This is a genomic window from Photobacterium proteolyticum (assembly GCF_001939735.1).
Classification (GTDB): Bacteria; Pseudomonadota; Gammaproteobacteria; order Enterobacterales; family Vibrionaceae; genus Photobacterium; species Photobacterium proteolyticum.
This window is the reverse complement of the sequence record NZ_MJIL01000099.1, coordinates 258,736-271,441: the sequence shown is the minus strand read 5'-3', so window position 1 is coordinate 271,441 and position 12,706 is coordinate 258,736. Positions and strand designations below refer to the sequence as shown.

General features: G+C 47.1%; 7 protein-coding genes. 4 read left to right on the top strand and 3 right to left on the bottom strand.

Annotated features, from left to right (window positions below; all coding sequences use genetic code 11):
- Positions 1 to 2: 2 nt before the first annotated feature.
- Positions 3 to 2,171, top strand: a complete 2,169-nt coding sequence (locus BIT28_RS27415) for an EAL domain-containing protein (RefSeq protein ID WP_075768127.1) — start codon at positions 3 to 5, stop codon at positions 2,169 to 2,171.
- Positions 2,172 to 2,320: 149 nt separating this feature from the next.
- Positions 2,321 to 4,699: a DEAD/DEAH box helicase gene (locus BIT28_RS27410; RefSeq protein ID WP_075768168.1), complete on the top strand. Its 2,379-nt coding sequence runs from the start codon at positions 2,321 to 2,323 to the stop codon at positions 4,697 to 4,699.
- A 136-nt stretch (positions 4,700 to 4,835) separates the two neighbouring features.
- Here BIT28_RS27410 and BIT28_RS27405 read toward each other — a convergent pair whose 3' ends face one another.
- Positions 4,836 to 5,285, bottom strand: coding sequence for a tellurite resistance TerB family protein (locus tag BIT28_RS27405; protein WP_075768126.1), 450 nt, complete (start codon positions 5,283 to 5,285; stop codon positions 4,836 to 4,838).
- A 145-nt stretch (positions 5,286 to 5,430) separates the two neighbouring features.
- Positions 5,431 to 6,285, bottom strand: a complete 855-nt coding sequence (locus tag BIT28_RS27400) for a helix-turn-helix transcriptional regulator (protein WP_075768125.1) — start codon at positions 6,283 to 6,285, stop codon at positions 5,431 to 5,433.
- Between the two features lie 129 nt (positions 6,286 to 6,414).
- Here BIT28_RS27400 and BIT28_RS27395 point away from each other — a divergent pair, with 129 nt between their 5' ends.
- Positions 6,415 to 7,821 (top strand): MATE family efflux transporter, encoded by a 1,407-nt coding sequence (locus tag BIT28_RS27395; RefSeq protein ID WP_075768124.1) that lies wholly within the window; start codon positions 6,415 to 6,417, stop codon positions 7,819 to 7,821.
- A gap of 149 nt (positions 7,822 to 7,970) precedes the next feature.
- On the opposite strand, the gene BIT28_RS27390 is transcribed toward BIT28_RS27395, so the two are convergent.
- Positions 7,971 to 8,504 carry an LA_2272 family surface repeat-containing protein gene (locus tag BIT28_RS27390; protein WP_075768123.1) on the bottom strand — a complete coding sequence of 178 codons (534 nt, stop codon included), beginning with the start codon at positions 8,502 to 8,504 and terminating at the stop codon, positions 7,971 to 7,973.
- Between the two features lie 272 nt (positions 8,505 to 8,776).
- On the opposite strand from BIT28_RS27390, the gene hrpA reads away from it, so the two are divergent.
- A complete protein-coding gene (gene hrpA / locus BIT28_RS27385) occupies positions 8,777 to 12,658 on the top strand; it encodes an ATP-dependent RNA helicase HrpA (RefSeq protein WP_425439661.1) in 3,882 nt (1,293 codons plus the stop codon).
- Positions 12,659 to 12,706: the final 48 nt, after the last annotated feature.

Genomic DNA, 12,706 nt, shown 5'->3' with positions numbered 1-12,706 from the left:
TAATGAACTTGCTCACCCGCTTTTCATTATGGAATACCTTGCTTGTCGTCGGCGGTATTGTACTGGTTTCGACGATTCAGATAGCGATTGTCAAAGACAGCTCGAAAGAAGTCTTAGAAGATACGACGAAGTTGACCTCTCAAACATTGATGAAGCAACTGTACGAGCGTGCCAATCACTCACTGAGGTATTTCTCGGAGGCCTTGGTTAACCCGCTTTACATGTATGACTTAGAGTCGACATATCGGTTATTGAATCCGGCATTAAGTTCCAAGAAAGTTGATGCGATTGTTGTCTTTGATGATAACGGAAAGATTTTTCATGAAGCTGAGCGAAAGATCACTAGCTACGGTGCGCTGTTTGATCGAACTGATGTGTTGAATGCGGTGTTAACCGAAAAGAGAGACTACTCAAATGAGACCAAGTTGCACTATGAGCTTGCTACGCCAATTTTCCTTGGTGATAAGTTACTGGGCGGTTTATTTCTGCAATTTTCTCTGACATCCATTCATGGTGATATCAACAATTCAAGGCACTTGATGTCGGATTTCACGCAGTTGAAATTGATACAGATCCAAGTGATAACCGTTGTCTCTGTGTTATTTGTCTGTTTAATGAGCCTTAGTCTGTCGGTCTTTTTGACGCGCTCGATAACTGGCCCCATATCTGATCTGGTTGATCATGTGAAACGCATGTCTCAAGGGGATTTTTCTCGATTGAATAAGGTTAACTCCAGTGATGAGGTAGGGATGTTGGCGAACTCATTTAACAATCTCAGTGTTAAATTACAGCTGCGAACAAAAGAAATGGAGTTTCTTGCCTACCATGACCCACTGACGAAGTTACCCAACAGAGAGTATTTCCTGCAGTTGCTCAACGCGCTGATCAGAAAGCGCGAGACACAGTTTTCGCCATTGTTTGTTATGTTCATTGATCTTGATGAATTCAAAAACACCAATGACACCTTCGGGCACCCGGTCGGCGATGCGCTGTTGAGGCAGATTTCGGAGCGGATTATTACCAGTCTTCGTCGTACCGACTTCAATTCTGAATGCAGCGAGAGTCAGGCCATTCTGGCCAGGGTGGGTGGGGATGAGTTTCTGCTGTGCTTACCTCTGTTGGCTAATGATAGCGAGGCCTCGACCGTCGCAAAAAGGCTGATCAAATTGATTAAACGGCCAATCACCATAGAAGGTAAGGAGTTATTTATTAATGCTAGTATTGGTATATCAAGTTTGTCGGCATCTTCTGATACCGGCAACGATTTGATTAAAAATGCTGACATTGCAATGTATGAGGCCAAGGCGAAAGGAAAGGGAACATTCAGTCATTTTAATGCAGAAATGAACAACCGGCTTGAGCACCGAAGCTTGATCGAAACAGAGTTAAGGAGGGCTCAAACAGCCCTGGAGCAATTTGAAATCTGGCTTCAGCCTCAGATTGATCTCAAAAGCGGTAGAGTAGTAGGGGCTGAGGCTCTTATTCGTTGGCGCCACCCGAAACTTGGCTTGATCCACCCTGATGAGTTTATCTACATCGCCGAATCCACCGGGTTAATCATTCCAATTGGCGACTGGCTAATAGAAAGCGTCTGTCGGCATTTGGTGGATTGGTCAGCCGATTTGCCGTCACAGTTCCATATTGCAATTAATATATCGGCCAAACAGCTTTACAGGCAAAATACCTGCGAGAAAATTGTAGAAATGTTAGATAAGCATAACCTCGCGGCCAACAGGCTGCATGTTGAGGTAACGGAAAGCTTGCTGATAAAAAACGAAAGGAAAGCACAACAGTATCTTAAGTCCTTATCGGATGCCGGTGTTCAGGTATGGCTTGATGATTTTGGTACAGGGTATTCTTCATTGAAGTACCTTCGTCAGTTCAGCTTTGATGGCGTCAAAATTGATAGAGACTTTATTCGTGACATCGATACAGATACCTATGATCAGGCGTTGTCTGGCGCAATCATTTCGATGGCAAATGACCTTGGCATGTCTGTGGTAGCCGAAGGCATTGAAACCGCCACACAGGAAGCGTTCCTGAAAACCAAATCTTGTAATATCGGACAAGGCTATTATTACTCCAAGCCACTGACTACCGATGCTTTTAGGGACAGATACCTGACTGAGAATACAATCGCTAAGACGACATTAGCACTAGTGAAGATGTAGATGATTGTTCGCCTGAGATAACGAGATGTATAGTTTAGACTACAATACTGTATGGCATTATTAATTTGATGCGTAGCAAAGTAAGTATGACATGGACGTCAATTGCTGACAAAATACTGCAAGAATTGGATTTAGCAGCAGAAACAGGCATGTCGCAGACGTTACCCATAGACTCTCTTAAAGAAACATTCCTTTCCCAACTTTCACAGCAACATCTGGTTGTCGAAGCCGAAACCGGTTCGGGTAAGTCAACCCGTTTACCGCTATGGGCCGCAGAAAAGGGCAGGGTATTGGTTGTCGAGCCAAGACGTGTGGCATGTACTTCATTGGCCGAATATGTCGCGCAATTGGCGGGGGAGACGCTGGGTGAAGGCGTGGGATATGCGATCCGTTTTGATAATCGATATACCGATTTGAGCCGCATTGTTTTTGTGACCCCTGGTGTCGCATTGCGATGGCTAAGCGAAGACCAGCTAGCGTCCTTTGATACCGTGATCATCGATGAATTTCATGAAAGGCGCTGGGATACCGATTTGCTGCTGGCTTTGCTCGTGAAGCTTAACAGGCACCGACTAGTCGCGACTTCGGCGACAATGGATGGTGAGCGTCTGTCAGAGTATCTGGGCGCTCAGCGTTTGCAGGCTAAGGGGCGAACTTATTTTGTTGAAGTTACCCACTCTGCCAGTGATAGCAGAAACATGCCTGACATCAGAGGGGTTGAGAAGAAAGTAAGTGCAGCGATACTAGGAGTTTATGAGCAGCATCAGGATATTCTGGTCTTTCTCCCGGGTCGCAAAGAAATTGCACAATGCGTGTCCCAGTTAAAACAAGCTTTTAATGAGCAAATTGCTTCGGGGCTGATGGATGTTATTTCGCTCCATGCCTCTGTCTCTGACGAAGAGAGGCACAGAGCGCTAACCGAAAGCGACAAACAACGGATTATTTTGGCCACGAATGTCGCCGAGACATCGCTAACCATTCCTGGTGTAACACTTATCGTTGACACTGGCCTTGAGCGCAGAACACACCAGCGAAACGGTCGAACAGTGTTGGGGCTTCATGCAATATCACGAGCCAGTGCCGAGCAGCGTAAAGGTCGGGCTGGTCGAGTCAGTGAAGGGGACTGTATACGTTTATACGGTAAGGCAGCACCGCTTGAGAGGCTGACTCCGCCCGAACTGCATCGGGAGGAGTTGGTTGAGCCGATGTTGGCTGCAGCTTGTTGTGGGTTCACATTTGCAGAGCTGAAGTTTGTTGACAGTTTGCCTCAACAAACGCTTGAAAAAGCAAAGGACAAGCTACTGCAAATGCGAGCGATTGACGAGCAGGGGAAGGTGACTACTCATGGCCAGCGTTTGTATCCACTGCCGATTGATACACTGTTTGCACATCTGATAACAGTGATGCCAGATAAGGCCAGCCAGGAGATGATGGTTGACTTGTCTGCTGCGCTCAGTGTAACGCAGCGGCTTTGGCAATTGCCAAGCGGTGAAGAACGGCGTGAACTGCTGTCAAAATGGTTACCGATGGCCTGTGACGCCATGACGATGGTAAAACTGCTTCGAGAACCGATCCCCGACTTTCTTACTGTTGACGAAAGTGTCCTTAAAGAAGCAAAGCAGCTATCCGAACAAATTCGTGAGGCTCTTGAGCTCCCGCAGTTGGAAGTCGCCACATCGATTAAGCGTGAAAATTGGCTACAGGCTGTAATGACAGCTGCGCCTGAGTTGGTGTACATCAGACGCGAAAAGCGTCGCCAGGCATTAGGAAATGGCTACAACGAAGTAACTGTAGGACGTGACAGCCGATTTGCTGATAGTGCAGAGGCAGCTATCGTTTTCGATCAGTTTGCTTTGCCGGGGAAAGGGATAAAGCAAACATTGTCATTGGCAACCTGTATGTCTCCTGTCAGTCTGGAGATGTTGAGCTCACAGGGTTTTGGTGAGGAGGTACAGGGTCAAAGTCAGATGACAGATGATCAATGCTTGGTTGAAGTACAGCGTGTTTATGCAGGGCGTGTGATCAGCTCACAATGGCAAGAGCTGCAGGGACAGTCAGCAAGACAGGCATTACTCGGAATGATTCTTGAGGGAGCGGCCTTACCGGGGCTTGTTGATAGGATATCGGCCGATATTCATCAATGGAATCTTTATGTGGCGCTCGGGCGCTATCAACAAGAGGTTTGTTCGCGTCCTGCAACACAGGTGGATATGACTGAGTGGTTCAGCGAGCAGTTGGAAGCACTTGGAGTTGAGGCAGCAGAAGACCTGGAACTGTTTAGTGTTGATGACTTCCCTTTTGATGGTATTCCTGACTGGGAGCGTGAAGAATTTGATCTGGCGTATCCGTATCAGGTTGAATTGACCGATTTAACAATGCGAATCGAGTACCATATCGCAAGAAAGCTGGTTACGGCCGTGCATGTAAGTGGAAAACGGAAAGCCGATCCGAAGCGCTGGGAGTTGCCGCGTTGGCAGGGGTGGAGAATCCAATACCGAAAAGCCAGCCGAACCATAGACATTAAATAGACATGCGATGATAGCCATTGATGTTCGTCATTAATCGGATTCGCCTGGCTGCAATAATGCGTCAGCCTACCACTGGCAGTAACTGACTTTACCTTCTTTAATTCTAAAATACTGCTAATAGCTGGAATAGTCTGGGTTATTTGTCTTGTGCTGAAAGTTTGGCTCGGATGAATTCAGAATGATCAACATAAATCAGTTCGGCGACTTGGCGAATCACCGCTTCCTCCAAAGGATCGATAACACCATCGGCATAGGCGACTTGCCACATTGCTTCAATTAATTGATAACGCTGTTCTGGCATCAAGGTACGAAGCTTGGTGGTGAACTCATAGAGAGAAACAGATTGGTTACTTTGCTCTTTTGCTTTATTCAGTAGAGATTTAGCGCTGCTGTCATCTATATCCAGCAAATTAACCAATAGGTGTACTTTGGCAGACTCTTCTCGTGGGTCGACCTCATGGTCCGCATTGGCGACCTCACACAGCAGTGAAGCCATGGCGAGATTCATTGTTGGAGTATCAATCGCCCCTCCGTCCGAGCCTTCATGCATAACCTGACGAAAAAGTGTACGTAGTTGTGTAAACATAGGGTGCCTCTTTCTAATGCCTTCTATCTCCATATCTGCGGTTGATTGTGCAATAAATCAAGGCAGAGGAGATAAGTACTAGTAGTGAGACCGCAAAAAAGACGATCTTGTGCCGCTGTATTGCGAGGCTATATTGAGCGAAGCGTCAGTATTTAAATCGCCGACGGAACTCTCTTGGCGTCAATGAACTCCATTTTTTGAATCGGGTACTGAAGTTGGCCGGGTTTGGATAGCCACTTAACTCGCAAATATGCTGGATTGGCCATTCAGTCGAACTCAGCAGACGGGCCGCATACTCCATCCGCAATCGAGTGAGGTGGGACATTGGTCCATGGCCATAGTATTGCTGGCATAAACGATGAAAGTGAGCCTCGGAGCACGGATGCAAGGCTGCCAGTTCGGACACTTGCCAGTTCCGGTGAAACTGTTCCTGAGCCCGGGAAAATACCTTATCCAGCCGTTGAAGAGGTGTCGGGTTAGATGTTGGCAGTCGGTGAGAAACAAGCAATCTGATTTGTTCTACGAGGTTTTCCCCCAGTTCGTGACCTACGGGGTAGGGCAATGACATAGATTGGTGCAGGCAGTCGATTGTTTGCCGGAGTAAATCTGCGCAGCGGGTATCACTGTAGGTGACACCGTGGGGTAAGATATCTTCCCAATGCCCTTCCGACGCAAGCATTACCCAGGCGACATCCCAGCTTTCGTCATCATTGTCTTGATGGTCGATACCAAATCCATTTTCATGCCCCGGAGGCACATACATCACGCTATTGGGAACCAGATGCCATTTGCGTGAAGGCGTATCTAGCCAGCCTTTTCCGTTACAGGTAAAAAGCAGCATGTGCATGTTCGGGTTGCGGCGGTAAATGGTGAAACTGTCGCGGGCATAATTGATACCACATTGAACAATTTTGTGCTTTTCAAGGGCCACGAGTTGCGCCTGGTCAATTATCGTCGAGCGGCATTGATCGGATATTTCAAAGTACTCGGGCCACCCCATAATGGTTTACTCACTTCAAATAGAAATATGATAGTTTTGCAAAAGTTTATAAGAGGCTAGCATAAGTTGTTTTTTGCCTTTAGGAGTAAGATTTCAATCACATAATCAAAATAATAAAAGGAGGCAAATATGCACAACTGGCGAACTTCTGCAGATAAAGACTTTTGGCAAAAAACCTGGCGTTTGGCGATCCCGGTTTCAATGCAGTCTATGCTATTTGCAATCCTCGGTTTAGTGGATGTTATGATGGTTTCCAAGCTGGGCGAGGCGCAAGTTGCCGCGGTTGGTGTCGGGAATCGAATTTTCTTTTTTAATTTGTTACTGATCATTGGCGTGAGTGGTGCGGTTGGTGTGCTGGCTGCGCAGTATTTTGGCGCCGGTAGAATGGATGGTGTAAGACGTACTTTGCTGCAGTCATGGGTCTGCGCTATTGTTTTCACGATTCCATTTGCGCTGCTTTATCGTTTATCACCGGGGCAAATAGTGGGACTGGTGACCGATGATCCCGCGTTCGTCGAACATGCAACTAGCTATCTGTTTGTGTGTGGTTGGAGCATTATATTTACCGCAATTGTCGTTCCTCTGGAGTCGGCATTGCGGGCTGTCGGTGAGGCAAAAATGCCGACCGTTGTTGGCCTGGTTGCTGTCATAATCAATGCGGCTCTGAATGCCTTGCTTATCTTTGGTTTGTACGGTTTTCCTGAAATGGGAGTGGCGGGTGCTGCGTTGGGAACGACAATTTCACGCGGTATACAAACAGTGATTCTGCTCTTGGTTGCTCATTGGAAGTATAATGCTATTTTTCCAAAGGTTTCTGATGTTGATACTGCAGCGGAACCGAAAGCGCGAAAAAAGTATATGTCGGTAGCTCTGCCAATGATTATTCATGATGGTGGCTGGGCGATGGGCTTACTGGTTTATAACTATATCATTGGTCAGCTTGGTGTCTCTGAACTGGCAATCATTAGCTTGCTATCACCTATTGAAGGTGTATTGATTTCGGGCTTTATTGGTTTTGCAGTGGCCGCTTCCACTATTCTTGGTCATGAGCTTGGAGCGGAAAACTATCAACGGGCCTGGCACCAGTCTTGGTTATTTATTGGATTGAGTGCGTCATTAGCCTTGTTGCTTGGTATGACAGTATTGTTCTTCCATGACGGTGTAGGGAACTTGTTAGCGAAAGCAGACATGCCAAACCTGGAGATGGCTATCAATGTTACTTTGGTGATGGCATTGGGGCTGTTTCTTAAAGTCTATAACATGGTTGGAATAGCTGGTGTATTGAGAAGTGGCGGGGATATTCGCTATAGCATTTTTATCGACCTGTTTGCCCAATGGGCGGTGGGTATTCCAATTGCCGTGTTCACGGGAATTGTGCTCGGGTGGCCGTTGCACTGGGTCATGCTGGCAATACTCAGTGAAGAGCTGGTTAAAGTGTTATTGACTACACACCGAATCAGAGGTCGTCATTGGTTAATTAATCTAGTGAATGATGAGCCAAAGCAAGACGACGAGCAATGTATCGTCTCTGCATAATTTATGACTCCGTGTTTAAATCTGCGTCTCTAGTTCGTGCTGCAATATATTGAAAAAGGGAACCTCTTCTGTGGTTCCCTTTTTTATGACTTGGCCTTATTCGAACATCTGAGTCAGATCTGTTGCTTTACTAAGCTACACTAAGTTTGTTAGAAGCGGGCATTGATAAGCGGGAACACCGGAATGTCCTTGCTGATAAATGTGCCTGATTTGTCGTAGTTAATCAGGCCAATCTGAATACCTTTCTCGATACGGTCGGTGGCATTAATAAAGCCAAACTGCAGGCCGTTGAGACGTCCGGTATAATTGAAGCCGCCAACCTGTAAGCCTGTAAACTGACCCGCATTATAGTTAACGAAACTGATGTCAGCTCCCCTGGCATTTCCGTCGTTCCAGTTGGCCAGACCGAGTTTGACGCCGTTAGAGCTACCTGTCACGCGACTAATGCCGAAAAAAAGTCCGACACTAATACCTGAAAAGTTTTGGGTTTCAGAGAGACCGAGGAAAGGAATGTCAAGGCCGGTAACCTGGGAGGTTTTACCGTGAAGAATGGTAAAACGAACCCCTTTTACATTGCCTGGCGGAAAGTTGGCATCTGGAACAGAAAGTTGAAAAGCTTGTTGTGCAAACACTGGAGCAGACAAGCCGAGCGTTAGCAATAGGGCGGATAGGACTTTTTTCATCAAGGAAGGCTCACTGTATTAATTGTTGGTTTTAGTTGTAAATTGTATGCAATGCACACATATCCAACCATTTTTCAGGCCAGGTTTTGATTAACAATGAACGACCTTGTGACACGGAGCCGTGTTATATGAAAACTAATTTGGCTTGTATCAGTGAGTTTATCCCGCCGTAACCAGGCGATTTATGGTAGAATCCCGCCAATTTTATTTAATACCAAGCTGAAATATCAGGAATTCCTTTGACTCAGTCGAATACCTCTCAGTCAGACGTTTTGAATAGTGAGAAAACGTTAAAAGCCGCGATTAAAGATTGCATGATGCGCGATCGCTTCCGTTTGCACAAAAGAGTGCAAGGTGCGGCTAGAATCAAAAACGAAAAAGCCAAGCATGCTGTTTTCGATGAAATCGCTTTGGATATAGCCAAATCTATGCAGGTCGTTGAGATGCGCTCTACCCAGCGACCAACCATTACGTATCCAGAACAGCTACCAGTTAGCCAGAAAAAAGATGATATTGCCGAGGCAATTAAGAACAATCAGGTCGTGATTGTTGCGGGTGAAACCGGTTCAGGTAAAACCACCCAGCTGCCGAAGATCTGTATGGAGCTTGGATTAGGCACCAAGGGGATGATCGGCCATACCCAGCCTCGTCGTCTTGCTGCCCGTTCTGTCGCCAGCCGTATTGCCGAAGAGCTTCAGTGTGAGCTCGGCTCGTATGTTGGTTATAAAGTCAGATTTAACGATAAAGTGTCTGACCGCAGTCAGGTTAAGTTAATGACTGACGGTATTTTGCTGGCAGAAATTCAAAACGACCGTTATCTGAACCAGTACGATACCATCATTATTGATGAGGCCCACGAACGAAGCCTGAACATCGATTTTATTCTTGGCTATCTGCGTGAACTATTGCCAAAACGCCCCGAACTGAAGGTGATTATCACCTCGGCAACCATTGATCCGGAGCGTTTTTCCAAGCATTTCAACAATGCTCCGATTGTCGAAGTGTCTGGCCGTACCTATCCGGTAGAAGTTCGCTATCGTCCTGTTTCTGAAGACGGCGAGGACAGCGATCGTGATCAGTTGCAGGCGATTTTTGATGCAGTGGACGAGCTGTGTGATGAAGGGCTGGGTGATATCCTGATCTTCATGAATGGTGAGCGCGAGATCCGAGATACGACTGATGCTCTGCAAAAACGTAACTTGCGTGATACTGAAGTGCTACCGCTCTATGCGCGCTTGTCAGCCGGAGAGCAGAACCGGATATTCCAGTCGCACAGCGGTCGCCGCATCGTACTCTCTACAAACGTCGCTGAAACGTCACTGACGGTACCGGGTATCAAGTATGTTATCGACCCGGGTACTGCTCGTATCAGTCGTTATAGTTATCGAACCAAGGTACAGCGTCTGCCGATAGAGGCGATCTCACAGGCAAGCGCCAACCAGCGAAAAGGACGATGTGGCCGTGTGCAGGAAGGTATCTGTATCCGCCTGTATTCGGAGGATGATTTTCTTTCCCGCCCTGAGTTTACCGATCCTGAAATTCTTCGCACCAATCTGGCATCCGTTATTCTGCAGATGACGGCTATCGGTCTGGGAGATATTCAGGCGTTCCCGTTTGTAGAAGCGCCGGATAATCGTAATATCCAAGACGGTGTTCGCCTACTGGAAGAACTGGGAGCGATTAACCCGAAGGCCAAGGACCCTCGCAAGCGTTTGTCACCTGTTGGACGTCAGCTGGCACGTTTGCCGCTTGACCCACGCCTGGCGCGTATGGTTCTTGAAGCGCCGAAGCAGGGTGCTCTGCGAGAGGTTATGATTATTGCCTGTGCCTTGTCGATTCAGGATCCTCGTGAGCGTCCGATGGAAAAGCAGCAGGCATCAGATGAGAAACACCGTCGTTTTTACGATAAAGAATCTGATTTTCTCACCTTTGTTAACCTGTGGGATTATGTTCAGGAACAGCAAAAGGCACTGTCCGGCAATCAGTTCCGCAGGCAGTGTAAGAAGGACTACCTGAATTACCTGCGTATTCGAGAGTGGCAAGATATTTATTATCAGGTTACTCAGGTCGTGAGGGAGCTGGATCTTCGCATTAACGATCAGGAAGCGAGCTATGCGGGTGTCCACATGGCGTTGCTATCTGGCATGCTTTCCCATATTGGCTTGAAAGATCAGGAAAAGAATGAGTACCAAGGTGCTCGAAATGCGCGCTTTAATATTTTCCCTGGTTCAGGCATCTTCAAGAAACAGCCGAAATGGGTAATGGTTGCTGAGCTGGTTGAGACCTCGAGATTGTGGGGACGTATTGCCGCCAAAATTCAGCCCGAATGGGTTGAACCATTGGCTGGCCATCTCATTAAGCGTAGCTACAGCGAGCCTCATTGGGAGAAAAAGCAGGCCGCAGTCTATGCCTTCGAGAAAGTGACACTGTATGGCATTCCGGTTGTCGCCAAGCGCAAAGTGAATTATGGCGGAATTGATGCACAGCTTTCACGGGATATCTTCATTCGCTCGGCACTTGTCGAGGGTGATTGGGAAACCAAGCATAAGTTCTATCACCAGAACCGCAAGCTATTGCGGGAAGTGGAAGAGCTCGAACATAAATCGCGTCGTCGAGATATTTTGATCGACGATGATGCCTTGTTTGAGTTTTATGATCAGCGTATCGAGCTGACTGTCGTTTCCGGCCGTCATTTTGATACCTGGTGGAAGAAGGTTAGTCGTGAAAACAAAGACCTTTTGAACTTCGAGCGAGAGATGTTGTTCAAGGGAGATGCTAGTCATATCACCGACTTGGACTACCCGAACTTCTGGCATCAAGACAACCTCAAGCTGAAGTTGAGTTATCAGTTTGAACCGGGTGAAGATAGTGACGGTGTCACGGTTCATGTGCCGCTGCCTATTCTTAATCAGGTTGAGCCGGATGGTTTTGACTGGCAGATCCCGGGGCTGCGCCAAGAGCTGGTGGTAGCGCTGATCAAATCTTTGCCAAAACCTGTACGCCGTAACTTTGTACCGGCACCGAACTATGCGGATGCTTTCCTGGCTCGGGCCGAGGCGATGGCAATGCCATTGCTCGATTCACTGGAAAAAGAGCTTAAGCGTATTTCTGGCGTGACTGTCTTGCGTGAAGACTGGAACTTGGAACAGGTGCCTGATCACCTGAAGATCACTTACCGGGTGGTTGATCACCGTAACCGTAAGTTAAAAGAAAGCAAAGACCTGTATAGCCTGAAAGATGGCTTGAAGGAAAAAGTACAGGAAACCTTGTCTCAGGTTGCAGATGACGACATTGAACAGGAAGGCCTGAAAACCTGGAGCTTTGGTAAGTTGCCTGAACGTTATCAGCAAAAGCGTGGGGGCTTTGAAGTAAAAGCCTACCCGGCAATTGTTGATAACAAGGACTCTGTTGGTATCAAGCTATTTGAAACCGAGGAAGAGCAGCAGACAGCGATGCAGCAAGGTCAGCGCCGTTTGGTATTGTTGAATGTCCCGTCGCCGATTAAGTATCTGCATGCCAACCTGCCAAATAAATCCAAACTAGGCTTGTATTTCAACCCGTATGGGCGGGTACTGGACTTGATTGATGACTGTATTGCTTGTGGTATCGATAAGCTTATTGAAGAGAAGGGCGGCCTGGTATGGGAACCTGAAGCGTTCGAAACGTTGAAGGAACACATCCGCGGCGAACTGGGTGATACCGTGGTAGAAATTGCCAAGCAGGTTGAGGCGATTTTGACTACTGCATTCAACATCAGCAAGCGCTTGAAAGGCCGTGTTGATTTGACAATGGCCTTTGCGCTCTCTGACATTAAGTCACAGATAGACGGCTTGATCTTTAAAGGCTTTGCGACCGAGTGTGGCTGGAAGCGCTTGCCGGATATTTTGCGTTATATGAAGGCCATTGAACGTCGGATGGAGAAGTTGCCAATTGATCCTAACAAGGATCGGCTACACATCCTTAAGATTGAATCAGTTGTATCTGATTATAAAGAGCTGTTGAATAAAATCCCGAAAGGTCAGCCAGTGCCGCAAAAAGTGAAAGACATTCGCTGGATGATTGAAGAATTGCGCGTAAGTTATTTTGCTCAGCAGCTTGGCACACCTTACCCGGTGTCGGACAAACGGGTAAAAAATGCGATTTCAGAATGCTAAAGTGCTAATGAACTCTTGATAACAAAACGGAGCAAAAAGCTCCGTTTT

Bases quoted from the DNA above. Each gene is read 5' to 3' on its own strand.
- BIT28_RS27415 (WP_075768127.1), top strand. From the start codon at position 3: ATGAACTTGCTCACCCGCTTTTCATTATGGAATACCTTGCTTGTCGTC.
- BIT28_RS27410 (WP_075768168.1), top strand. From the start codon at position 2,321: ATGTCGCAGACGTTACCCATAGACTCTCTTAAAGAAACATTCCTTTCC.
- BIT28_RS27405 (WP_075768126.1), bottom strand. From the start codon at position 5,285: ATGTTTACACAACTACGTACACTTTTTCGTCAGGTTATGCATGAAGGC.
- BIT28_RS27400 (WP_075768125.1), bottom strand. From the start codon at position 6,285: ATGGGGTGGCCCGAGTACTTTGAAATATCCGATCAATGCCGCTCGACG.
- BIT28_RS27395 (WP_075768124.1), top strand. From the start codon at position 6,415: ATGCACAACTGGCGAACTTCTGCAGATAAAGACTTTTGGCAAAAAACC.
- BIT28_RS27390 (WP_075768123.1), bottom strand. From the start codon at position 8,504: ATGAAAAAAGTCCTATCCGCCCTATTGCTAACGCTCGGCTTGTCTGCT.